Below are 24418 nucleotides of genomic sequence, written 5' to 3'. Positions count from 1 at the left end.
AATCTGGGCGATGCACGGCCAATTGGCGAAGGCCTCGCGCGCTGTGCGGCTCTCAGAGGCGTTGCAAAAATGAACGCCTTTCCAGTTGTATTTGGTTGGAAGGGCTTCGACCTAGAAGTTGCATGCCCCATCCGTGAAGTAATGGAACTGACCATGAGTCACCATGATTACTGGCTTAGTCGATATTTCAGCGCAGGCAGCAGTAGCCGTTCGTGACTCGATGTTTGCTCAACACGATTTGCCACAATTGGTTCTTGCGCGTGCGGAACGATCCGGTGCAGGTCAACAGGTAGTAACGCCAGATGCGAAAAAAGCGCTGATAGTGGTGCCCTACCAACTCTGGCCAGTGGCGTTCGAAGTTTGCGTACCAAGCCATTAGCGTTTGGTCGTAATCGGCGCCGAAGTTGTGCCAGTCCTCCATCACGAAACGTGCTTCGATGGCCTGGGGCAATTTGCGCAATCGAAGGTAGCATGCCGTTCAGGAAAATGTATTCGCCGATCCAGGAACCGGTCGTATGCACCGACGTGTTGCTGCCGATGGTATGCAGCAGAAACAAGCCATCGTCGCGCAGCAGACGGTGCGCGGTCGTCATGTACGTGCAGTAATTCTTTACGCCGACATATTCGAACATGCCTAGGGACACGAGGTGATCGAAGCGACCGTTCACGTCGCAGTAATCCTGAAGGCGTATATCCGCCGGCAGTCCGCGGCAGCGTGCGGCGGCGTAAACCGTCTGGTTCTGGGAAATAGTGATGCCGACTACCTGAGCGCGATAACGGGAAGCGGCATCCTCGGCGAAACTGCCCCAGCCGCAGCCGATTTCAAGCACCCGGGCCCCCACCATCGGGCCGAGTTTCCAGCACATCCGCGCCAGTTTCCTTTCCTGCACCTCCTCTAAGCTGACCGCGTCCTGCCAGTAGCCGCAGGCGTAGGTCATGCGGCGATCAAGCATGCATGCAAACAGCTCGTAGCCGAGGTCGTAGTATCGCTTGCCGACGATCCAGGCATGGCAACGCGACTGGAGGTTGAGCAGTCGCGCCCGCCATTCGTACCAGAGTCCGGGTAAACTGCCGACGAGTTGGAGATCGGACCGCGCGCAATTGGCGCGCGGCGAACTCGTCCGGTTGCTCGCAGTCCCACCATTCGTCCATGTACGCTTCGCCGAGACCGGGGCTGCCCTGTCGGCGCAGGCGTCCGAACAGACTCGAATCGTGCCCCCTAAGTCCCAGGGTCGACTGCCGTCGAGGCAAACTCCGGCGGAATTGAGCATAGCTTGCAGGCCTCTGGCCTTGTGGTTTTCGTAAATTCGAGCCATGTCCATCCGCGCGCTCCCGATCAATCCAGAACGAACTCGTCGAACATTTCCGGAACCAAGACGTTCCACCCCAGGTGGTCTTCCAGGTAACGGCGCTGGCTGTCAGCGGCAAGTGCTTCGCCGTGGGTCAGGAACACTTGGCGGGGGGCCTGCTCGAAGTGAGTCAGCCAATCGCCGATCTCGGCATAGTCGGCGTGCGCGGATAGGCTGTCGATTTCCTCGATTTGGCAGTTGATCGGCACGTAGTCCCCGTAAATCTTCAGGCTGCGCGCGCCGTGGAGCAACGCATGGCCTCGCGTGCCCTCGGCCTGGTAGCCGGCGATCAGCAAGGTATTGCGATGATTGCCGCCAAGAGCCTTGAGGTGGTGCAGGATACGCCCCCCCGTGAGCATGCCGGCGCCGGCGATGATGACCTTCGGATACGAATCGGCGCTGAGCGCCTGCGAATCCTGCCCCGTGTGCACGTAAGTCACGCCTTCGCACAAGGCGTGGCACTCGGCTTCGGTGAGCCGATGCTCGGCACGGAATCGGCAAAACACCTCCGTCACGTCGATGGCCATGGGACTGTCCAGGTAGAACGGCACAGCCGGGATGCGCCCCGTGGCGCGCAACTGGATCAGCAGGTGTAGCAGTGCCTGCGCCCGCCCGACGGCAAAAGCCGGCAACATGACCGTGCCACCGCGGCCGACGGTGGTGTTGACGATAGTCGCCAGCTGCTCGGCGACATCGACCACCGGGTGGCGGCGGTCGCCATAAGTGGACTCAAGCACCAGATAGTCGGCGCGGCCGACCGGCATCGGCGGCTGCATCACCGGATCGTTCGGGCGGCCGAGATCGCCGCTGAAACTCAACTTACGCTCGAGGTTCTCAACATGCACACACGCGGCGCCGAGGATGTGCCCGGCCGGGGTGAAGTGAACGCGCAGGTTGCCGATCTCGAAAACGTCGTGGAAATCGCGCGTTTCGAACGCCTTGAGGGCGCGTTCGGCTTGCAGCTCCGTATACAGGGGATCGGCCGGGTGGTGCTTGCTGTAGCCGTAGCGGTTGGCGCGCTCCGCGTCCTCCTCCTGCAGCTTGCCGCTGTCAGGCAACAGGATCTCGGCCAAGGCGCGGGTGGCGGGCGTGCAGTACACCGGGCCGACGAAGCCGTCGCGGATCAACCGCGGCAGATAGCCGCTGTGGTCGAGATGGGCGTGGGTCAGCACGACCGCGTCGATGTCGGCGGGCTCGATCGGAAAGGACTTCCAATTGCGCAGGCGCAAGGCCTTTACGCCCTGGAACAGCCCGCAATCGACCAGGATACGCGTCTTCCCTTCGGTGACGAGGTAACGGGAGCCGGTCACCGTACCGGTGGCGCCTAGAAACTGTAGTTTCATGATTCTTTCTCCTGGGTTTATACGAGTCAGTACAGGGCATGCACCGGCAGTTCGGGAACCGAGTTGGTCAGATTTCACACGGGCCGGACGTGACAATCGACAAGACATCGCCCGCTCCGGCCATGGCGGTCAACTCCGATGGGTTTAGCCACTCCCCAGGCATTGTCGCGACGAGTTCCGCCACCGCGCTCAGGATGTGCAACCAAGTGCAACGGTTGGCGAAGAGCATGCCCGCCAGGTTCAACGTACCGCCGCGGTTGCAGTAGCCGAGCCCACGGGTTTTGCGGCCCGTGTCGAGCGGGCGCAGCACGCCGAGCATGGGCTCCGGCCGGGTATGGCTGACGACGACCCGGACGGCCTCCGGATTGGCGAACAGCGTTTGGGTTGCCAGCGACAGGTAGGTCGATTCGAGGGTGTCACGCCCCTGGCGGAAGCGGCCGGGTTCGAGCAGGTAACAGACCGATGCATCCACTCCACGGACATTGAGGCGCCGCCAAGCCTTCAAACATTCCTGCAACTGGAAGGCACCGACGGCAATGAGTTGGACTGGCGCCCCAGCCGAACCGGCGATGCAAAGCACGCCGTCGGTGACCAATCGCTCGGATTGCTCAGCCGATAAGACCACCGGCAGCTCGCTCTTCGGCACCACCAAGGCATGCAGTTCGCCACGCCGTTGGTAGGCATCGACCAAACAGGCCATGGCGCTGTTGGCATCGGCGGGAAAACGCACCACGGCGACATCGGACATTTCTCCGAGCAGGGATTCAGCAAAGCTCGGGTCCTGGTGCGATTGTTCGTTCTTGCCGTTCTCCCAGGTGTGGGAGCTGAGCAGCAGCGGCACGCCAAGCCATTGCGCCGGTCGCCCCGCCTCCTTCTGATGGCGGGCGAACAGGAGCTCCTGGCGCAGCGTGCCGAGCATCTTCATCGCGAACGCCTCGTAGCTGACGATGAGGTTCAGCCCGCCCTTGTTGCCCAAGGCCGCACCGGCGATCGCTTCCTCGTTCAACGCCGTGATGACTTGGCCGTCTACCGCCTCCTGCAGCCCCGCTTCCGTTACGAATACGCGATGCCGGCAGCGCGCCAGCGTCGCGCTCATGCGGTTGCTGGCCAGCTCATCGGGATTGCCGACGCGCACCCGGTGCTCTGGATTGCACTCAGCGATCTCGCAAAACAGCGTGTCCAAGGCCGCCATCGGCGACTCTCGGTCGCCAGTCGGTCGCCAGGCCGGGACAACACGGTTGATGGCGGGCACGGTCTGGCGCGTCATGGCATGATCGCGCTCCCGCACTCGCCGCCGCTCGGCGTGGTTATTGAGCCGGCTTAGGCTGAGGGTCAGTTCGTCGGCCGGCACGAACAGTGAGCGCACTGCATCGTTGAACTGGCCCCGGGCGACTTCGTCCCGCACCGGATTGCCCTCGAGCGGCAGATTGTGCGCCCGGTTGGTGCCAGCGCCAGGAAAGCCATAGCCCTTGGGGGCCTCGGCAATCGCATAGTGCAGGGGTACGGGATACTGGGCATGGCCTTCGAGCACGGCCCGGGTACAAGCCGACAAGCGCTCTTCCATCTCCCAGATGGCCCAGGCGAAAGCCGCCGGATCGGTACCATCGATGAGCAGGGGATCGAAGCCGTTCAAGCGCAAATGCTTCTGCAGCCAGTCAGCCCCGCCCTGCTGCTCTAGCGTCGAACGCTGTTCGATGCGTCGTCCGTTGGCGATCATGATCGGCGCCACCATTCCGCTGTCCTCGGCGCGCCACCAACGCGGCGCCCAGTCGCTGCCGCGCTGCTCTTCGAAGGCGCCGTCGCTGAGGAAGGCGACCAGGCGCTCGCCCGGCAGCGGCATGTGCACATACTGCAGCTCGGCAAACCCCAGGTAACCACCCTCACTGATCCCACCTGCGGTGTGCACGTTCACATGACTGCCGAGCGGCGAGGCCGGACGCCCCTCCGACGTGATGGCATAGCTGTAGAAGTCTTGCACGAAGCGCGAGAGACCAGCGTCGTCCAGGGCGTAGCGCTCGGCATGGGCCGGCGACAGATTGCCGAGCAGCAAGTTCAGGGCGTCGATGGCCGCGACGCAGTGGCCCTGTCCCATCACCCAGCCGCGAGTGATGTCAGTCAGCGCGTTAATCGCGAGATAGCCCGCGTAGGCAGGTACCATGTTGAGGGCGCCACCGGTGTGGCCCTGGGGATCCGGTTTGAAATCCTCGGGGTTCAATGCGCGGCCGTCACGGTAGACCCGCTGCGCATAAGTCATATGCACGACCAGCCATAGGCCCATGGCGCTTATCCGATCGAGTCCGCTCAGCATCTCGTACACGGCGGCGCGGCTCGCGACCAGCCCGCGCTGTTCCAGCTCCACCGCCATGTCGAAGACGCGCACCTGGGTGTCGTCGCGGTGGCGGATCACGCCGAAGCCTGCCGCCCACTGGGCGAACTGCACATCGTGGTGGCGGTAGCTTTCGGCACGGGCGGCGAGATGGTGCTGCTCGTGATGAGCGAGTGCGGAAGTCATGGGGCAAGCTCCTCGATGGCGTGTGCAAGCAGTTCCGACAGGTCGATGGCGTTGCTGGCGTGCGAGATGCTGTTGCTGGTGATGGCCTGAATGCCGGCCGCTTGCAGTTCGCGTTGGGCATGTTCTGCAAACACGCCGTGCACCGCCAACGCCACAGGTGGGCGCATGCCTGATTGCTGCAGGTGCTCTGCGGTTTTGAGCAGGGTATGCCCCGTCGAAATAATGTCGTCGATCAGCACCGGGGTGTGTTCACGCCAACGCTCGATATCGGGCACGGAGACCGCAACCTGCCGATCACCGAGTCGCACTTTCTGCAGCACGACGAATGGCGCTTTTGCCAGCCGGGCGACCTCCGAGACCCATTGCTCGCTTTCGCTGTCGGGACCGATCAACAACGGCCGGGCGATCTCGCTGGCGATCCAGGTTGCCAGTGCCGGCGCGGCATGTACCACTCGCTGCGGTAGCGGGTAGAGGGTGCCTAGATCATGGATACGGTGCAGGTGTGGATCCACCGTCACCAACCAGTCGATGTGCGGAGCCAACAGGGCGGCGAACAGGCGCGCGCTGATGACTTCTCCCGGATGAAAGCGCTGGTCCTGGCGCATATAGGCCAAATAGGGAGCGACCAGGCCCACGGAGCGGCTACCCAGTTCGCGCAGGTTTTCCATGAGGAAGCACAGCGGTATGAACAGGCTGTTCGGACGGTGCAGGCTGCACAGGACCACCGAGTCGCGACCCTGCACGTCGCTCAACACGCGCACGTAGCTTTCCTCGTCGGGAAACTGCCGCAGTTGGCAGGCGGCGGGTTGCAGCCGCGCACGGGCCGCGAGCCCGGCCTGCAAGGCCAGGTTGCCATCGAGACAGAACAGCAGTGGTTTCATGGTGCGTACTCCTCTATGAGGAAGAGTTCCGGGTGCTGCTGCGCATACTCCAGCGCATAGGCCAGTTCGCCCGGGGTTTCGGCATGCACGGTATAGAGCGGCTGATCGGCCTCGACCCGTAGTCCTAGCGAGGTACCGAGTACGAGCCCGGCTGCGGGGGCCGCCGGCGCCCCGGCCAATTTCCCGATGCGCGACAGCACGCGATTGTCGATGCGGCGAACACGGCCGCCATGTCGGGCCAGGACCGGGTGCCGATAGCGCGCCTCCGGCGGGTCGCGCAGCCCGCCTTGGGCGTTCGCGATGGCCTGGAATTTCCGCCAGGCGCTGCCGCTCGCCAAGGTTGCGTCGGCGAGCGCATAGCCACGACCGGTCGGCGCCTTGCCGGCCATTTCCAGTAACAGGCCCGCGAGGTCGAGGGCGCGCTCACGCAAATCCTGCGGTGCTTGCGCTTTGCCACGCAGCACCGCCAGCACATCGCGCGCTTCCAGCGCCGGCCCGATGCCCCGCCCCACGGGGCCATCGCCGTTCGAGACATGCACCAGGACGTTGAGGCCAAGCCGGCTGCCGACTTCGACCAACAACCTTTGCAGTTGCATCGCCGCCGGCAGATCGCGCACCTTCGCGGTAGCGCCGACCGGGATGTCGATCAACACATGACTGGCACCGGCCGCCAGTTTCTTCGACAACACCGAGGCCACTAACTGGCCTTCGCTGTCCAAGTCCAGGGCCCGTTCGACCTGGATCAGGACATCATCGGTCGGGCTCAGCTTCACGGCCCCGCCCCAGACGACGCAACCGCCTTCTTGCTCTACCACGCTACGCATTGCCGGCAAATCGAGAGCGACCGGGGCCAGGGTCTCCATGGCGTCGGCCGTGCCCGCCGGCGAGGTAATGGCGCGCGAGGAGGTCTTGGGCATGCACAAGCCGTTGGCCGCAACGATGGCCACCACGATGGGCGTGGTCCGATTCCCCGGCAGGCCGCCGACGCAGTGCTTGTCCAGAACCAGCGGTCGGTCCCAGCGCAGGCGCTCGCCGACCGCCACCATGGCCTCGGTCAGATAGCCGATCTCGGTGAGCGACAGTTGGTTGCCGGCGCAGCCGGTTAGAAAAGCCGCCAGCTCTACGTCGCTGAAACGGCCTGCATCGATGTCGTTCACGATGGCGGCCAGCGCCTCCCGCGACAGCGCACTTCCATAGATCTTGCCGCGCACGGCGCTCATCGACTCCACCGGCGCCGGATGATGCACGGCAACGCTTTCGCCCTCCTGCGCACCGAGTAACAGCCAGGCCGACTCCGATAGCCCCACCTCGCCGCCGGCTACCCACCGCCCATCCACCACCATCAGCGTCGCAATCACGCGATGCGTGCCTTTGACCAGTTCGATGCGTGACAAGGCGGAAAATCCTTCCGAGCGGCAGACATGACAATCCCGCGGCATGAACGCCACCGCCTGCTGGTGGGTATCGATGCCGAGCCGGCGGACGCGTAATTCAAGAACACTGTGCATCGGCATGATCACGCTCCTCTCGGCGGCATCTCGCAGCAGGTCGGTTCGCTGATGAAGGCACCGTCTTTCGGATCCAACATGATGCTTCTCCTCGTTGTATGTTCACCGTGCAAATGGTCGCGTCGGCATGCGCTTGGTGAGGCGGCTCCTACCACTAGATGTACCGGCGCTTGAAGGTGAAAAGCGCGCTACCAAACAGCGCCATGGCGATCAGCGCGAGTGCCAGGGTCTGGGGCCACAACTCGCGCCAACCGGCGCCCTTGAGAAACACCCCGAGCAGAATGTCCATGTAGTAACGCAGCGGACTGAACAGTGAGAGGGCTTGCAGAACGGGAGGCATGGAGTCGATGGGCGTCACCGTGCCGGACAGGAACAGGATGGGAAACAACCCGAAGAAAGACAGCAATAGCGCCTGCTGCAAGGTCTGGCTGTAAACGCCGATGAAGACCCCGAGGGCGATGGCACTTTCGAGAAAAATCGCACTTTGCAACAGGAAGAAGCCGAAGTTGCCGCGCATCGGCACGTCGAACAACCAGGTCGCGAGCAACACGCCGGGAAAGATCGCGAGCAAGCACATGATGAGCGGCGGCAGGGTCTTCGCGAGAAACAGCTGCCAGGTACGGATTGGTGTCACCAACAGCTGCTCGATGGTGCCTTGCTCTTTCTCGCGCACAAGGGAAGCTGCTGGTAGGGCCGTGCCCACCATCATGCCGGCCAGCGCGATCATGGACAGGGCCATGAACAGCGTGCTCGACTGCTCCGGGTTGTACCAAACACGGGTGACCGCTTGCAGCCCGTTTATGGCAGCGGGTTCCTTAGCAAAACGGTCGCGCAGATATAGGGCATTGATCGCATGAACGTAGGCTTTGACGTTGGCGGCAACGTTGGAATTGCTCCCGTCGATCAAGACTTGGTAGCTCGCCCGTTCACCGCGTACCAAGGCCCTTTGTAAGCCGGACGGCAGGACAAGCACGAGGCTCGCTTCGCCCCGATCGAGCCAGTCTTCGGCGGAAGACTCCTGATCCAACGCGGCGACGAAATCAAAGGCTTCTGTAGCTGTGAATCGTTGCACGAGCTCACGGGATGCGGGCGTCCGATCATGATCGACAATAGCCAGCGGCGAGTTTTTCACGTCGAAGGTCAGCGCCAGCGGGCAGATGACGATCTCTACCGTGTACAGCCAAAGCACGATGAACATCATGACCTTGTCACGGAAAAACTGGGCAAACTCCTTGCGTAGCAGGCCGCTCAAGACTCGCGTGTTCATCATGCCACCCGCTTCTTGAGTAGCCACGTGGCCAGCAGGAAAACGCCAACGGTATAGGCGAGTAACCACAATACGTTAAACCACAGCACCTCGATGCCGACGCCCTTGAGCACGACCCCACGGGCGAAGTCGATGAAATAACTCGTCGGAAAGGCACGCGCGTAGACCTGCATCATCATCGGCATGCTGAACACTGGGAAAAGAAAACCGGAAAACAGGAAAGACGGCATCAGCGCAATGATCAGCGCGATCAGCATGGCTATAACTTGGGTGCGCGCAATAGTGGAGACCAAGAGCCCGATCCCAACCGTGATCAGGACATAAAGGAAAGACACGGCAAACAACTGGGTCGCGCTGCCGGCGAAGGGTACGTCGAACCAGGCGTAACCGAGTCCGACGATCATCACCATTTGCAGAAACGCGACGATCCCATAGGGCAGTAACTTGCCGAGCATGAACTCGCGTGCGGTCAAGGGCGAAGCGTAGATCTGCTGGATCGTGCCACTCTCTTTTTCGCGAACGATGGCGAGCGCCGTGAGCATGGGTGGAAACGCCATCAAAATCACACCAAACAGCCCCGGCACGATGTAATTCACGCTCCTGAGCGAAGGGTTGTACCAGACTCGGATGGCAGGCTCGAGCACCGGACGAGGAGGAGGTACGAACTGGTCGACGATGGCTTCGGCGTAGCCTGCGGCGAGCAGCGAGGTGGCAGCGTAACTGCCGTCGACGATCAGTTGAACCGGAGTCGCGGCACCGCGCGACAGTTGGCGCTGGGTACCGTGGGGGATGACCAACACCAGGCTAACTTCGCCACGCTGTAGGCTATCCGTTATGGCGTGCTGATGCGGAAAATTGCGCACCTGCAGGAAGTAATGGCTAGCGGTAAAGCGTTCCACCAACTCGCGGCTAACCGGCGACTGGTCCTCGTCGAGCACGCCCAGGCGAATATTCTCCACGTCGAGCGTGACCGCGTAACCGAACAGGAACAGCATCACCAGCGGCATCAAGAAGCACAGCCAGATCGTTATCGGATCGCGGATCAGCTCCCGACTCTCTTTCAGAACTACTGCCATGACGCGCAGGAGTTTCATGCTTCCCCCCCTAACGCGTTCTGGGCTGCGATCCCGGCGATAAAAACATCCTCGACTGAGCTATCCGGCGCCAAACCATAGTGGGTGCGCAAGCTGGCGAGGCTGCCCTGGGCAAACAATCGGCCGTTGTGCATCAGGCAGAGTCGATGGCAGTACTCGGCTTCGGCCAGATAGTGGGTGCTGACGACAACCGCGATCCCAGTTGCTGCCAACTGCTGGATCACGGTCCAAAAACGATAGCGAGAGGCAGGGTCAACGCCCGAGGTGGGCTCGTCCAGAAAGAGGATGTGTGGCCGGTGCAACAGGCTGCATGCCAAGGCGAGACGCTGGCGCGTAGCTCCAGATAATTCATACACCCAACGGTTATCGGCGACGAGCCCGGCCACGGCAGAGGCCCATACGATCGCGGAGGCAGCCGTTTTGCGGTCCAAGCCGTAAACGCTGGCAAAGAACGCTAGATTCTCGCCCCCGGTCAGATCCGGATAGAGCGAAAAGTGCTGGGACATGTAACCGATACGGCCGCGCACCCGTCGCCGTTCAGTGGCAACGTCAGCTCCGGCAACATGGGCGGAGCCCGCACTCGGCTTCAGCAAACCACACAGACTGCGAATCAGAGTGGTCTTACCTGCGCCGTTCGGTCCCAGGAACGCAACAACTTCGCCGGCGCCGACACGAACGCTCACGTGATCTACGGCGACGAAATCTCCAAATTGGATGGTCAGCCCCTGGGTGTCGATCGCTTCCTCCGAGGGCCTTGATTCCGCGTTCACGGAGAGGGGCACAGCGACTGTCGCAACTCCAGTCGAGGTGCGATCGACGAACACATCCTCCAAGCTCGGCGTCACCGGACGGGCATCGCCCGGCAAACCCACGACCGCAGCCTTTTCCAGCACCACGTGCACCCGGTCGGCCAGCTGCTTTTGGCTGCGTATCGGAAGCCGCTCGAGTGACGTCTCGCTCGTCGACGGCCACTCGTAGACCCGTCCAGCACAGCTCGCCTTCAGCGCGTCCGGGCTGTCGAGCGCTACTGGCCGACCTTCATGCAACAGCAGGATACGGTCGCTGCGTTCGGCCTCGTCCATATACGAGGTCGCAACGACTACTGCTGTGCCTTGCGCGCGGAACTCCAGCAAAATACGCCAGAGTTCGCGCCGCGATAGTGGATCGACACCGAGCCCGGGCTCGTCAAGCAACAACAGGCTCGGCTCATGGATCAAGTTGCAGACCAGCGACAGTTTCTTGCGCATGCCGCCGGACAGCGCGCCAGCGCGGCGGGTTGTGAAGTGCTGCAAGCCCGCCATGTCCAAGAGCCGCAGTGCCCGCGCTTGCCAGACGGTGGTCGGCACACTGCGGATTCCGGCAGCGAATGCGATGTTCTCAGCCACGGTCAAGCGGTCGTACAGGGTGAATCCCTGGGACATGTACCCAACATGGGCAGCGACGCGCTCTGGCTGGGTGCGCAGGTTCCAGCCCAGGACCTGTCCTTCGCCCTCACTCAGCGGCAGGATCCCGGCAAGAATCTGCAGGAGCGTGGTCTTGCCGGCACCGTCTGGCCCAACTACAGCCAGCAGCTGCCCCGGCGCGACCGAGAGCGCAACATCGGCGAGTGGCCGGAAACTTCCGAAGAGCCGGCCTATGCCCTTTACGGCGATCACCGGCGTGTCCATGGCCTACTCCGCCGGCACTGGCAGTGTCGCGGGCCAGGCCGCGCCATCCTGCCAACGCAACCAGGCATCGGCGGGCATGCCCAGCTTGAGCCGACCTTGCGGGTTGTCGAGCGCCAAAGTCACGCCATACACCATGCGTGCGCGTTCGTCTGGTAGATGGATGTCCCGCGGGGTGAATTGGGCATGGGCATCGATGCGCATCAGGCGAGCTTCGAGGTAGGTGTCCGGAAAGGCATCGACGCGAACGCGCGCAGAGTTGCCGAGCGCGAGACGGCCGAGATCGTGTTCGCTGACGTAGACCTTGAGCTCCAGTCGATTGATATCCACTAGCATCGCCACTGTCTGGCCGATTTGCAGCTGCTCCCCAACCTCGACAGCCTTGACCAACAACGTGCCATCCTGAGGAGCCCGCACCGTAACCTTTTGGTTTCGATCCTCCGCCAGTACCACTGCCGCCTCCGCAACCGCTTGCTTGGCCCGCAGACTGGCCATGCTAGCGCTGAGGTGGCTGACATGGCTCTTGGCCTCAGTCAGCGCGTTGGTTGCCACATCCAGTTGCTGCGGAGTAGAGAACCCTCGCCCTTTTAGCTCCTGTAGACGCTGAAACTCACGAGACGCGTTCTCCAGATGATGTCGCCAGCTCACCAGCTGAGGCTGCAGCGCAGCCAGTTCCGCAGCCAGCACCTGCCGCTCGGCTTTCATCATTCGAAGGGATTCTGAGGTCGGTAAAGCATCCAAGGTTATGAGGGCATCGCCCTTGCGTACCAATTGGCCTTCTTCCATACGATTTTCAATAACGCGTCCCGGAAGTTCCGCGGACACGCGAATCTCGGTGCCTTCGATATGTCCGTTGCCGTATACGAAGCCTTCCGGCAACGGCGCCGGCTGCAAGGCGCGGAAGCCAAGGTAAGAACCGACGGCGGCGGCTGTCAGAACCGCCAGTGCCGCAATCCAGGACTTGCTCGCCATGCTGGTTTCCTCATCACTGCATGCGGCCAGGGTCGCATGCAGCAAATGGAACGGCCCTCATGCTGGACGGTCTGGGCGCTGCGTGGTGTCGCCCAGCTGCCCGTTAGGTTTGGACGCATGGCCAGCGTGTTCGTCGCTGTCCTGATGGCCACAGCAGCCCCCACCATGCGCATCATGTTCACCGCGATTAGCCTGTTCATGTCCACCATGCCCCCCGTGTCCATGATGCATAAACAGATGCATGAGGGGACACGCCAGCAATAGCAGAAATGGCAGGTAGGGAACGACGTGGGCCCGGTGCTCGGTCAACAGGAAGTAGCCGGCAATGGCAATGAAGCCGAGGAAGAACCAGTTGACACGTCCGGCGCTGCGCTGAGGGTTCTCATGGGTTCTCATGGCGGTGCTCCTTGGTGGTTAACGGGACGGATGGTGGTATGGCAAGGTCACCTCCACTTCCGAAGAGGCACCACCGGAGCGGCGGATACGCAAATGGATGGCATAGGGCATATCGGCGTCCATGCGGAAGAAGTTGCCGAAGGTCACGGTGCCGGCAATCTCCATGGGCTCCAAGGTCTTTTCCTCGGTTGCTCCGCCCAAGGGCTGGACGCTTGCCCGCACAGTCGCATCAGGCAGACGTTTGCCGGTCGCTTCATCAAAAAGGGCGATCACGACATGGTGAGTAGCGACGCCGCGCGTACCGCTCGGCGACATATGCGTATCCCCTACGGCCAGGTCACCCGGCGCCATCAGTTTCGCCGGCAACACTCCGTAGTAGATAACGAGTCCATCCTTGCGTAGCGGTTGTTCTGGGAGATCCGCGTAGGCAGCCGAGAACGCAAGCAGAAGCGACAGCACGGCGAGCCAAGGCAGTAGTTTAGGTGTCCATAGCGCCAGAGAACCTGGGTGACAAAGCGCATAAAATTTCATAACCGATTCTTCCTTTGCAGTTGCTTAAGGGCCTCTGTCATGTCGCTATCGAACTGGCGCATTCCCCGAATGGTCTGCACTAGAACCAGAGCAGGACACAGCACGAAGATCACGGCGACGACTAGCGATTTAAATGTCATCCCAAACATGTAAAAGACCGTACCGATTCCGACCGTACTTATTAAAATGCAGACGGTCAAAACACTGCGTTTCATGACATAGGCTCCTGACTTACTCCAATGCGAGATCGCTTGAGTAGCGCGGAGTTGACGATCACCGACAGGGAACTGAGTGCCATGGCGGCGGCGGCAATGATGGGGTTTAGCAGCCCGAACGCGGCGATAGGGATGCCGATCGTGTTGTAAATGAAAGCCCAGAATAGGTTCTGTTTGATCTTGAGCATGGTCGCGCGCGAAAGCTGGATTGCGGCAACGACATCGCGCACATCGTTCTTGATGAGGATGATGCCGCCGGTTTCCTTGGCCACATCGGAGCCAGAGCCGATGGCGATCCCAATATCAGCGGTGGCAAGTGCCGGGGCATCGTTAACGCCATCGCCAACCATGGCGACTACCTGACCTTCTTGCTGAAGCTTCTGGATCACCGCGACCTTATCTTCAGGCAGCACTTCTGCGATGACGCGCTCAATGCCGACCTGCCGGGCAATGGCATCGGCTGTACGCTGATTGTCTCCAGTCAAGAGCGCGACCTGGATACCACGTGCTTTGAGTGAAACGATGGCTTCGGCGGCCTCCGGCTTGAGCGTGTCGGCAACCGCGATAATGCCTAACAAATCACTGCCTTGACCGACCAGCATTGCGGTTTTCCCTTCCGCCTCCAACTGCGTCATGGCCTGCTCGGCTTGAGTTATGACAATGCCCTGCTTCTGAAACAAACGGCGGTTCCCGAGCCAAACTGTGGCGTCGTTCAACTCGCCGCGGATTCCATGACCTGCAATGCCCTTAATATTGCGAGCTGCCTCGAGGGCTAAGCCGCGGTGCTGAGCCGCCCGTACCATGGCCTCTCCGAGCGGATGCTCGGAGCCAATTTCGACTGCAGCAGCCAGAGCTAGAACTCCTGCCTCACTCAAGTCCTTCAGCGGAATTACATCGGTGACATTCGGCTCGCCACGTGTGATGGTGCCGGTCTTATCGAATACCACCGTAGTAAGTTTTTCCGCCCGCTCCAGAATCTCACCGCCGCGGATCAAAATGCCCATATCGGCCCCTTTGCCGACTCCGACCATCAATGCCGCCGGGGTAGCAACACCGAGCGCGCAAGGGCAGGAAATGATCAGCACGGCGATGAATGCAAGCAGTCCCTGAGGAAAATTCCCAAACGCCCACCAGCCAAAGAAAGCGAGCGTAGCGACCAGCACCACCGCCGGAACGAAATAGCCGGTTACCTTGTCCGCCAGGCGCTGAATCTGCGCCGTGCTTGCCTGTGCGTCCTCCACCATCTTGATGATTTGTGCCAAAGCGGTCTCAGCGCCAATCTTTGTGGCCTTGAAGCGGAACAGTCCAGAACGGTTGAGTGTGCCGCCGATCACATCAGCTCCCACCTTCTTCTCTACCGGCATCGACTCACCAGTCAGCATCGACTCATCGATGCTTGTTTCGCCGTCGATAACTTGACCATCAGTAGGAATTTTCTCACCCGGCTTCACGACCACTATTTCGCCGACCATGATGCTTTCGGCTGGAATCTCCTCCTCCTTGCCGTCCCGCAACACATGAGCCGTGGCTGGTTTCAGATCCAATAGCCGCCGGACGGCAGCCGAGGATTTTTTCTTGATTATTTCCTCCATGTACTTACCCAGCAGCACAAAGGCGATAATTACTGCCGACACCTCAAAATAGACATCACGCTCTTCGACCTTGACTGGTAGGACGTCTGGAAAGAACAGCACCGCAACGCTGTAGAAGTAAGCGACCGTGGTGCCAAGTGCGATCAGGAAATCCATGTTTATGCTGCGGGTGCGGATAGCGTTCCATGCCCCCTTGTAGAAACCCCATCCGCCGACGAATTGCACGGGAGTAACCAACAGGAACAGCCATACTCCCCAAGTGAAAAAGGGCAGTGCATCGAAAGGCACCCAGGTCAGGATGGTGGCGCCGGTAGCTAGACCTAGGAAGGCGCCGGCACGCAGGATGGCAAGCGCAACTACGCCGGTCAGCGCAATGGTCACTCTGGTTTTCATCCGTTTTAGTTCGGTTTCAGGTGACTCGAAAGTGCGCTGGCAGGTCTCGCTGCAGAAATAATAAGTGCGTCCGCCGCGCTCGCTTTTAAGTGCCGTAGCCTTATCCACCATCATTCCGCAGATGGGATCTTTAGCTTTTTCGTGCGAGATGTTTTTTTCCCCGGAAGCTGCACGCAGCGCCGTTTCCGAGCTGCCCTCTGAAGTCCCTTGATGCCGGTGCTCATGGCGAACATTTTCCTGCACCGCGCTGGAGATGTAGCGCTCAGGTGCCTGGGTGAATCTGTCCTGACAACTACTCGAACAGAACCAGAAGCGGCGCCCCTGATACTCTTGGTTGGCCGTCGTTTTTGCGAGCTCCACAGTCATGCCGCAGACAGGATCAATATCAGTTTTCATAGCCCCTCCCTGAGCCGGCCGCGGCTACCGACAAACTGTATCTGCGACGACTCGCGACGAAGCCGCTGTCCACAGTTCACGCAATCGGTGAAACCTTCAGTCACATTAAGCAGCAATGCCGACTCGCCACTCAGCAGGACGGCCACACCGCGGCTACGACGATAGACTTGCAGTAAGAGCAAAATCACGAACCCAGCCAGGAAATTGCGCACCGAAAAAATAAACAGAATGCCCATGCTTGCCTCTCTCTGCCTATGCTCCTACCCATCACCCATCACTAGCAGGAATTTTAATCGTTCAACATAAAGTTAATCCTTACCTCTTCGCAACGACCCGACTGACCAATATCCGACATAATTACTTCCGCTTACCATACGCATTTTTTACATATATCGCCCCGCCACACACCAGTAAAAAGGAGCACAAGAGTGTGGCTCCGATCTCGCTCAACTGCCATTTTATAGTCATAAAAATAATTACTCTCTCCTCTCTCAAACCATCTCGCATCTCGCGCCGACGAAATCTTAGGATTTTACGGCCGGCTTTTGCTCTCCGAAACGAGGTATAAAAGCAGGAACGTCATTCATGTAATTTCGGTAAGCGTCACCAAACTGCACGAGTGAGTCGCGTTCTTCGGCTTTTGCCAATCGCGCATACATGAATACCAAGATCGGAAACATAGCGAGCGTAATAAGTGTCGGCCACTGCAATAGGAAACTGAACATGATCAGCACGAATCCGATGTATTGGGGATGGCGAATTTTTGCATAAGGCCCCGTAGTCGCGACCTCTCCAGCACGCTGTGCGTTGTATAGAACCCGCCAAGCGGCCGCCAACAACCAGAAGCCGGAAACCAGGACAATGCCGCTAGCAATATGGAATGGTCCGAAATGAGGGTTCGATTTCCAGCCGAATAAGACCTCTAGCAAATGTCCAGCATCGTGCGAAAGAAAATCGACACCTGGAAATCGGCTACTGAGCCAACCTGACAACAGGTAAATAGTTAGCGGAAATCCGTACATTTCAGTAAAGAGAGCAACCAGGAACGCACTAAAAGCACCGAAACTGCGCCAGTCTCGAGCTGATTTAGGTTTGAAAAAGCTGAATGCAAAAATTATGAACACCAGTGAGTTGATGATCACCAATCCCCACAAGCCATAAGCGGACCCTTCGTGCTGCATAATCCACTCCTCAAAATATGGTTAAAGCCCTATAGCATTTCGAATATTTTACAAATCATCGATGCATGCATGAAGCATAGCCCGACATTTTAGCGCCGTTTAGAACCCCTCGCATTTTATCTCAACCCCGTAGTACATACGGATGTTTGGGTATAGCAAAAAAGCGCTTAAAGTAAACTCTTACGTTTAGCTTACAGAAAAGTTATTTTCAGACCTAAATAAGGGCCTCTAAGAGTCCTTGACCAGACCACCGAAACCTAATTGCCATCTTCAAATCAGAGGCATTCAGACTTCTTGATCAAGATCAACCAAATAGGCGATCCGGAGCTATATTTTGGATTGTGTTGCTCCCTTGCGCAGAGCGGTCAAATTGCGCCTTCCCAATGAACGGATACATGATATGAAATCGATAAAGCTAGCCACGTTTCTGATTGCCGTATCACTCACCCCAGCCTGGGCATTGGCCGCCCAAGGAGCGGAAGGAAGCCCTGCCCCCCAGGCCCTTCAACCCGCCGTTAACGTCGAAGAATTCGATAAGCACATAGCGCAGGCTCAAGAGCACCTGAAGAAGATGGCGGGGCTTATGACCGAAATCCAGCAAACCAAAGACCCCAAGGAACGTCAAAATCTCTTGCAGGAGCATCAGGCATTGATGCAACGCGGCATGGGCATGATGGGTGACTTGTGGGGCAGAGGGATGACGGGGCGTCAAATGATGAAAAGCGGGATGATGGGCTGGAAGGATATGAGGGATCGGTACTCAACGATGACCCCGGAGCAGATGAAGCAGCACCAATACATGATGGATAGATACATGGGTATGCAGCAGATGATGATCGACCAACTGATGCAGCACCAATACCAAATGAATAGGCAGCCGCGCTAACCAACTCCACAGCCGCCGAAAAGGCGCTCACCAGCGCCTTTTCGATTTTATACTCTGAACTCAGTACGCCCGTCGGGAATCGCAGTGCTGTGATCACAGGACCAGTGGTGTGAAGGCGCAGATTCCAGCACTGGCCCAACCGTCAGCTCTCACAGCTTTGCTGATCCTCGACATATGACCACCAGCGAGTTGAGAGACTAATTGGCTCTCGGTGGCTTGTAGCTGATCCCGTTTGGCCCGGCGCCGACCTTGTGTGTACCAACCACTTTGCGGCTGGTCGTATCAATGACGGATACGGTCCCTGCTTCAATGTTGCTGACAAACACGTATGCGCCATCTGTGCTGATGGCCACGCCATGGGCGCCCTTACCGGTGGTCACGGTGCCAATGCTGCTGCGCGTTTGGGGATCGACGATGGTGACTCGATCATCCGGGTTCCGAGCACTGCCCTGGTTTGCGACGTAGACCTGACGACCGTCAACGGTGGCCATCATTTGGATCGGGGTACGGCCCACACCAACCTTGCCGATTACCTTGCGCGCGGCTGTGTCGATGATGCCAAGCTGGTTCGCGGCACTGAGCGACACGAACGCCAGGCGTCCGTCGGGAGCAAAACCGACCTGGACAGGCCCTTTACCCACGGGTACTTGGACCGTCTCCTTGAGCGTGGCAACGTCAATGAGCGAGACGCTGTCGCTTCGCATATTGGCGACGTAGAGCGTTTGGCCATCCGGACTTAAGCGCAAGCCATGCGGGTAGAGCCCGGTCGGAATACTCGATAGCTCGACGCGCTGCTTGAGGTCGAAGACACGCACCCGGTTGGCGGCAGAATCGGTAACAAAGGCGCGCAGCCCAGTAGAGTCGGTGACCACATGAGCCGGGTGATTGCCTGCCGGAAGGCTGAACAGAGGGCTGTCCAACGCAGTGGTGCTGAAAACCAGCAACTGCCCGCCGGCTTTTTCGCCACTCGAATGACCGGTATGTCCGGACATACCGACAACCAAAAGCATCCTGCCGTCGGGCGAAACCTGGACATTATGCGGGGAGATGGGCAAGGCGACCGTGCTTATCACGCCTGTATCGAGATCTACCTGGCTTATGGACGCCGCTCGCTCGTTGGCCGTGTAGACGCTGCCAGTCGGGTTTGCCATGGCCAGGCCCAGGTGGGTCAGCAGGGATAGCCCCAAGGCCAAGGAAGTAAACCGCTTAGCTTTCATCATGTTTTCTCCAACGAGGGGCATGGTATTTGAACCAGAAACGCCTGGACCTATGCTGAAGCTAAGCGTCAAACGCGAAGGAACTCTTGATCGCCGTCAACGATCACGGCCGGGCACAATGTAGTGGTCAAATGATTTCGGACACTTCGATAGGGTGTGTTGCTGCTTGTCGCTCATAGCGGTTGGGAGACAGGTAGCCGAGCCTGGAGTGCAGGCGCACAGCGTTGTAGAAACCCACGATGTAGTCGGCGATGTCGGTCATCGCCTCGGCATGATTGGCATAGTCACGGTGCCAGACCCGCTCCATCTTCAGGTTCAGGAAGAAACGTTCCATCACCGCGTTGTCCCAGCAGTTGCCCTTGCGGCTCATGCTCATGACTAGGCCGTGTCGGGCGAGCAGGTTGCGATGAGCCTCACTGGCTGCCCCGATCCGAATGCACCACCAGCCCAGGTTGCGGCTGGCGTTGGGCAATGGCCATTTGCAGCGCCGAGCAGACCAGCTCTGCCGGCATGTTCGGCGCCATGACCCAGCCCAGATCTTGCGTGAGTACAGGTCCATCACCGCGGCCAGGTACAACCAGCCGCTGCGCGTGCGGATGTAGGTGATATCCGCAGCCCAGGCCCGGTTTGCTGCGGCAGGATCGAACTGGCGTTCCAGGACATTCGCGGCCACTGGCAGGTCATGTTTGCTGTCGGTGGTGTGGACGAACTTGCGTCGCCACACTGGTCGAAGCCGGTGCTCCTTCATCAGCCTGCGAATGCGGTGGCGCCCCACAGCCACGCCCTGGGCATTCAGAGTGGCTTGCAGGCGGCGACTTCCGTAGGCGCGTCCGCTGGCCAGGAATGAAGCCTTCAGGGGGGCTATAACCGGGCAATGCATTGCCGAGCCAGGGTCACGACACAGGGAGGCGTAGAACCCCGAACGACTTGCCCCGAATAGCCGGCAGAGTCGTGCGATAGAGGCCTTCTTTCCCTGCTCCTGAGCGATCAACCGGTAAATCACTTCAGCTCCCGGGCAAAGAAGGCCGATGCCTTCCTAAGAAACACCTTCTACAGCCTGCAGGGTGAAGCCAAACTCAGCAGCCCGCCGGTGCAAGCCTTTGACCACGCGCTCGCGATATTTTTGCTCGTAGTGGTCGGCACCGGGATCCTGATAGGCCATGCCGAAGCGCATCGCGTTGTAGAACAGGATGGCGATCTTGCGTGCCGTGACGGTCACCGCCTTGGCCTTGCCAATGCGCGCCGACAAGCGTCGATAAAAAGCGCCCAACGCCGTGTTCGTTCTGCCAATGGTCACCGCAGCCAGGCGCAGATGCGCGGTGACCCGATTCTTGGTCTTGCGCGCGTGGGCGGACAGCACTTTGCCGCCACTGATCCGGCACCCCGGCGCCAGGGTCAGCCAGGCGGTGAAGTGCTGCGCGGTACGCCAGCGGCTCAGATCGGTGCCGCACTCGGCGATTAGCCGCAGTGCCAAGTAGGGGCCGATGCCGTGGATCTGGGTCAGATCGACGCCGACCAGTTGATAGAGCATGGCGCGCACATCGAAGTTGAGCGCATTCGGCTGTCGCGTACGGTGCCGCGGTTTGGGAAGTGGCTCACTGGGGCGAGGCCGTTGCCGGGCGAGTCGCTGCAGACTCTGGGCAATCTGCTAGTCGCACCGCTCAAGCTGTATCTGGTAGGCGTCGTACATGGCCAGCGCCTGCGCCAGGGCGAAGATATGCTCCGGTTGATAGTTGCCGACCAAGGCACTTCGGATGATCTCAAGACTCGACTTGCAGCGGGTGTCACGCATCCTGGCCAAGGCTAGTGCATCGCGCTCGCCGGCAACAATGGCCCGAAGGATGCGCATACCCGTGGCCCCGGTAATGTCGGTGACCACATGCTGCAATTGCAGGTTCATGTGGGTGAGCGCCTTCTGCATGTGCTGGATATGCGCGGCGGCGTAATCGAGGTGGCGCTCGCGCAAGCGCAGATAACTGCGTAACGCCGCGATCTCGCGCTCGGGATGGAAGCTCGCCCGTAGCAAACCACAGGCATACAAGCGCTGGATCCATTGGGCGTCGTTGACGTCGGTCTTGCGCCCAGGCACCGCACGAGCATCCCGCGCATTGGCCAGCACGACCTGCAGGCCATGGCTCTCGAGAATCTCGTAGACCGGAATCCAATACACCCCGGTCGACTCCATCGCCACCGTGGTGATCCCGAGATCGACCAGCCAATTGGCCATGCGCTCCAGGTCGGCGGTAAACGCCTTGAACATTTGCACCGACTCTTCGGCGAGATCGACGGGTACTGCCACCACATGGAAGCGCGAACCGATGTCGATGCCGGCTGCCCGGTCGTGAATGACCGGCAGGCCATGACGCTGCGAACTGGACGTCTTCATGAGAACCCTCCACTCACCGGAAGTGCTGGACGGGGACTCGGATCAGATCACATTCCTAAACGGGGTCACGAAACGCGCCACCACTCACGGGTCCGCAGCTTCCCCTGGGTCAGGTTTTTTGACGGGGACGGTGCCTCCAAAAAGCAGACGACCACTGTCCAGCCGAGTCAGTGTAGCGGGCGTGTTTCTAACCCAATGGGCCGCGGAACGCCGGGGAGGCGGTTTTTTAGCAGTTCGTTGTCCTGCTTCAGTTGGCGAAGTTCGGCCTCGAGTTGGCGAATCCGCTGCTGCTCCGGGGTCAGTGGTTTACCAATCCCGGGTTGTCCCGAGAGCTCCGCCTCGTACTGTTGCAGCCAACGGCGCACTGCCGTTTCCCCCAAATCCAGATCAGGACAGACCTGTGTGACGCTCAGACCCTGCTCCTTGATCATCTGGACGACTTGGAGCTTGAAGCTGGCATCGAATGCCCTGCGTTTACGACTCATGAATGACTCCTCTTTCAGTGGATTTTCCACCTATCGAGGTGTCCGAGGAAATTGAACCACCACACAATTCTGGGTAGCCTAACGCACCATTTCTCGTGGGGTGTATCGCGCTAACCAATCCTGCCCAGGACAGGAAGCACCTCCAGCAACCACCAGGCAAAGTCGGTCAATTGGCCTGTCACCATGGCCCCACCCATGCCTACCAAAATGACACCAGCCCCTATATGGATGGCCCGACTCCAACGGCGAAGACGCTTCATGTGGGCGAGAAAATGATTGGTGAACCAAGCCGTCAGCAGGAATGGGAGCCCCAGGCCAAGCGAGTAGATCGACAGCAATGCAACGCCACTGGCGCCCGTGCGGCCGGTGGCAGCGCTCAGCGTCAGAATGCTGCCCAGGATGGGGCCGATACAGGGCGTCCAGCCAAAGGCGAAAGCGATTCCCAATACATAGGCCGCCAGCGGTCCTCCGCTGGACTTGAGTTGGTGGACGAAGCGCACGTCCATATTCAGCCAACGCGGGTTGATTAGACCGGTGATGAACAGGCCGAAGGCAATCACGATGATGCCGCCAACCAGGTTGGTTTCCTGCCGATAGGCGATCAGCAGCCGGCTGATGGCAGTGGCGCTGGCCCCCAGCGCAATGAAGATGGTGGAAAAGCCCAGCACGAAGCTCAAGCTCATGCCGATCACTGCAATCCGCTCCCGACGGCTTTCTAGGACCTGCAGTTCGTCCACCGAGCGGCCGGCGATGAAGGACACATAGCCAGGTACCAAGGGCAGCACACAGGGCGACAGGAACGAGATCATGCCCGCGGCAAATGCGCTGAGAATGCCGATGTCGCTAAGGCTCATCGCAGACTATTTCCTTGCTGTGGAGGCCATCACTTCCTGCACAAACTCAATGACCTCCGGGCTGTCCCACTCGGCCGCACCGGCTTTACGGCCGAGTTCTCGGCCCTCGCGGTCCAGCAGCAGGGTGACCGGCAAGCCGAAGGCACCGAGGCTTTGGATGGTTTGCATCTGCTCATCGAGGTAGATCTGGAGGTGCTGGATGCCGATCTCCCGGTAGAAGTCCTGTACCACCTGCAGCCCGCCTTGATCAAGCGAGAGCGCTACCACCTGGAAGTCGTTGCCCCCCAGCTTTGCCTGGAGGCGATCCAAGGTCGGCATTTCCTGACGGCAGGGGACGCACCAGGTCGCCCAGAGGTTGAGCAGGACCACCTTGCCCCGGAAGTCAGCCAGGCTGCGCGGCTTCCCCTCACCATCGACGAAACGGACGTCCTCCACCGGTCGGGGTTCGAGCCAGATGAGCAGTCCAGCTTGTGTGCTCGTCTCGGATGATTCTTCGGCCCCCCGGACCAACGGCCCGGCAGGAATCAGGACAAGGCACAGCACCAACCAGAAGGCTCGGCTACATCCCGAGCGGTCAAAGTACCTCCCGGCCCAGGCCTTGGTGCTGTACATGGAGCAGGTCATCGCACACCTCCAGCTGTTGTCGCTGTGAACCAGCTGACTGGCGCTGGTTAAAGGCAATAGGCTTTCCCGGGAAGCGAGCCGGCTATACAGAGGACTATAGCCCCGTGGTGTACCCTCAGAAGGACACCAGCTCATCCCGCTTCGCCACTTGCCATCCCCATCTCCACCGCCTTTAATCGACTGCCCCGGCAAAGGAGATTGCTATGTCATTGTTGGGCGAGATCATCGCGTGGACCGGTGGACTGAGAGCCTGGCAGCAAGAGGCACTTCGTCGCATCTTTGCGCGGCCCGAGATTTCTCAGGCCGACCTCGACGCCATCCTGCAGATGATCCGCGAGCAGGAAGACGATGGCACGGCCGCTACCGCCAGCAGACCGGTCAGCATCGATGACGTCCCGGGCGCCGGCAGTGGCGCCACGGCCAGACTGGCTGGAGTATCCGGGCTGGATCAGGTCAACGGTTTCCCGTCCGGTCGCGCCTTTGACCTGGTGCCGGAGGGCATGACCATCCTTTTCGGCCACAATGGTGCAGGTAAATCCGGCTATGCCCGTGTCCTCAAGAATGCCTGCAAGGCCCGGCATCGCGTGGAGGACCTGCCCAACGCCTTTGAGGCAGCAGCTCCGCCCCGGCCGCCTTCCGCGGACTTCGCCATCCTGGTGGATGGCACGCCGG

At 60.0% G+C, this 24418-nt stretch carries 20 protein-coding genes and 3 pseudogenes; 1 reads left to right on the top strand and 22 read right to left on the bottom strand.

Translation table 11 applies throughout. The features are described 5' to 3' along the window. Window positions 1–167 precede the first annotated feature (167 nt). The 15 genes and pseudogenes from J7302_RS27085 to J7302_RS01390 form a co-directional block, all read right to left on the bottom strand. Window positions 168–1322: a class I SAM-dependent methyltransferase gene (locus tag J7302_RS27085; RefSeq protein ID WP_455429743.1), complete on the bottom strand. Its 1155-nt coding sequence runs from the start codon at window positions 1320–1322 to the stop codon at window positions 168–170. Window positions 1323–1336: 14 nt separating this feature from the next. Further along, on the bottom strand, window positions 1337–2692 hold the full coding sequence (locus J7302_RS01455) for an MBL fold metallo-hydrolase RNA specificity domain-containing protein (protein WP_215369329.1): 1356 nt from the start codon (window positions 2690–2692) through the stop codon (window positions 1337–1339). 67 nt (window positions 2693–2759) lie between these two features. Then, window positions 2760–5204: a phosphoketolase family protein gene (locus tag J7302_RS01450; RefSeq protein WP_215369326.1), complete on the bottom strand. Its 2445-nt coding sequence runs from the start codon at window positions 5202–5204 to the stop codon at window positions 2760–2762. Next, window positions 5201–6085, bottom strand: a complete 885-nt coding sequence (locus J7302_RS01445) for a ribose-phosphate pyrophosphokinase (protein WP_215369323.1) — start codon at window positions 6083–6085, stop codon at window positions 5201–5203. Before J7302_RS01445 ends, J7302_RS01450 begins: the two co-directional genes overlap by 4 nt. Beyond that, entirely contained in the window at window positions 6082–7599 is a 1518-nt protein-coding gene (locus J7302_RS01440; RefSeq protein WP_215369320.1) for a thymidine phosphorylase family protein, read from the bottom strand. The genes J7302_RS01445 and J7302_RS01440 overlap by 4 nt, the downstream gene beginning before the upstream one ends. A 148-nt stretch (window positions 7600–7747) precedes the next feature. Next, window positions 7748–8863: an ABC transporter permease gene (locus tag J7302_RS01435; protein ID WP_215369318.1), complete on the bottom strand. Its 1116-nt coding sequence runs from the start codon at window positions 8861–8863 to the stop codon at window positions 7748–7750. Further along, window positions 8860–9954: an ABC transporter permease gene (locus tag J7302_RS01430; protein WP_215369311.1), complete on the bottom strand. Its 1095-nt coding sequence runs from the start codon at window positions 9952–9954 to the stop codon at window positions 8860–8862. The genes J7302_RS01435 and J7302_RS01430 overlap by 4 nt, the downstream gene beginning before the upstream one ends. Further along, window positions 9951–11621: an ATP-binding cassette domain-containing protein gene (locus J7302_RS01425; RefSeq protein ID WP_215369307.1), complete on the bottom strand. Its 1671-nt coding sequence runs from the start codon at window positions 11619–11621 to the stop codon at window positions 9951–9953. Before J7302_RS01425 ends, J7302_RS01430 begins: the two co-directional genes overlap by 4 nt. Window positions 11622–11624: 3 nt before the next feature. Further along, complete coding sequence (locus J7302_RS01420) at window positions 11625–12590, bottom strand: HlyD family secretion protein (RefSeq protein ID WP_215369304.1); 966 nt, start codon at window positions 12588–12590, stop codon at window positions 11625–11627. 183 nt (window positions 12591–12773) lie between these two features. Further along, window positions 12774–12986 (bottom strand): annotated as a pseudogene (locus J7302_RS27080) (DUF2933 domain-containing protein); the annotation flags it as partial. Window positions 12987–13004: 18 nt separating this feature from the next. After that, window positions 13005–13517 carry a hypothetical protein gene (locus J7302_RS01410; protein WP_215369295.1) on the bottom strand — a complete coding sequence of 171 codons (513 nt, stop codon included), beginning with the start codon at window positions 13515–13517 and terminating at the stop codon, window positions 13005–13007. Further along, complete coding sequence (locus J7302_RS01405; protein ID WP_215369292.1) at window positions 13514–13732, bottom strand: hypothetical protein; 219 nt, start codon at window positions 13730–13732, stop codon at window positions 13514–13516. The genes J7302_RS01410 and J7302_RS01405 overlap by 4 nt, the downstream gene beginning before the upstream one ends. Then, window positions 13729–16113: a heavy metal translocating P-type ATPase gene (locus J7302_RS01400; protein WP_251701807.1), complete on the bottom strand. Its 2385-nt coding sequence runs from the start codon at window positions 16111–16113 to the stop codon at window positions 13729–13731. Before J7302_RS01400 ends, J7302_RS01405 begins: the two co-directional genes overlap by 4 nt. Next, window positions 16110–16349: a hypothetical protein gene (locus tag J7302_RS01395; protein WP_215369289.1), complete on the bottom strand. Its 240-nt coding sequence runs from the start codon at window positions 16347–16349 to the stop codon at window positions 16110–16112. Before J7302_RS01395 ends, J7302_RS01400 begins: the two co-directional genes overlap by 4 nt. Window positions 16350–16637: 288 nt before the next feature. Then, on the bottom strand, window positions 16638–17294 hold the full coding sequence (locus J7302_RS01390) for a methyltransferase family protein (RefSeq protein ID WP_215369285.1): 657 nt from the start codon (window positions 17292–17294) through the stop codon (window positions 16638–16640). A gap of 400 nt (window positions 17295–17694) precedes the next feature. Between J7302_RS01390 and J7302_RS01385 the strand changes: the two genes are divergently transcribed. Then, entirely contained in the window at window positions 17695–18180 is a 486-nt protein-coding gene (locus tag J7302_RS01385; protein WP_215369282.1) for a hypothetical protein, read from the top strand. Window positions 18181–18377: 197 nt separating this feature from the next. On the opposite strand, the gene J7302_RS01380 is transcribed toward J7302_RS01385, so the two are convergent. From J7302_RS01380 to J7302_RS01350, 7 genes and pseudogenes are all read right to left on the bottom strand, one after another. Then, window positions 18378–19400 carry a YVTN family beta-propeller repeat protein gene (locus J7302_RS01380; RefSeq protein WP_215369279.1) on the bottom strand — a complete coding sequence of 341 codons (1023 nt, stop codon included), beginning with the start codon at window positions 19398–19400 and terminating at the stop codon, window positions 18378–18380. A 124-nt stretch (window positions 19401–19524) separates the two neighbouring features. Then, complete coding sequence (locus J7302_RS01375) at window positions 19525–20400, bottom strand: IS3 family transposase (protein ID WP_215369276.1); 876 nt, start codon at window positions 20398–20400, stop codon at window positions 19525–19527. A gap of 33 nt (window positions 20401–20433) precedes the next feature. Further along, window positions 20434–21783 (bottom strand): annotated as a pseudogene (locus J7302_RS27075) (IS110 family RNA-guided transposase). Window positions 21784–22007: 224 nt separating this feature from the next. Further along, window positions 22008–22268 (bottom strand): annotated as a pseudogene (locus J7302_RS01365) (transposase); the annotation flags it as partial. Between the two features lie 110 nt (window positions 22269–22378). Beyond that, window positions 22379–23122 carry a cytochrome c biogenesis CcdA family protein gene (locus J7302_RS01360; protein WP_215369264.1) on the bottom strand — a complete coding sequence of 248 codons (744 nt, stop codon included), beginning with the start codon at window positions 23120–23122 and terminating at the stop codon, window positions 22379–22381. 6 nt (window positions 23123–23128) lie between these two features. Next, complete coding sequence (locus tag J7302_RS01355) at window positions 23129–23746, bottom strand: TlpA family protein disulfide reductase (protein WP_251701804.1); 618 nt, start codon at window positions 23744–23746, stop codon at window positions 23129–23131. Window positions 23747–23952: 206 nt separating this feature from the next. After that, window positions 23953–24327 (bottom strand): hypothetical protein, encoded by a 375-nt coding sequence (locus tag J7302_RS01350; protein WP_215369262.1) that lies wholly within the window; start codon window positions 24325–24327, stop codon window positions 23953–23955. Window positions 24328–24418 lie beyond the last annotated feature (91 nt).

The sequence above is a fragment of the Metapseudomonas boanensis genome, assembly GCF_018704125.1.
Taxonomy (GTDB): Bacteria; Pseudomonadota; Gammaproteobacteria; order Pseudomonadales; family Pseudomonadaceae; genus Metapseudomonas; species Metapseudomonas boanensis.
This window is presented reverse-complemented; position numbering and strand designations above follow the sequence as displayed.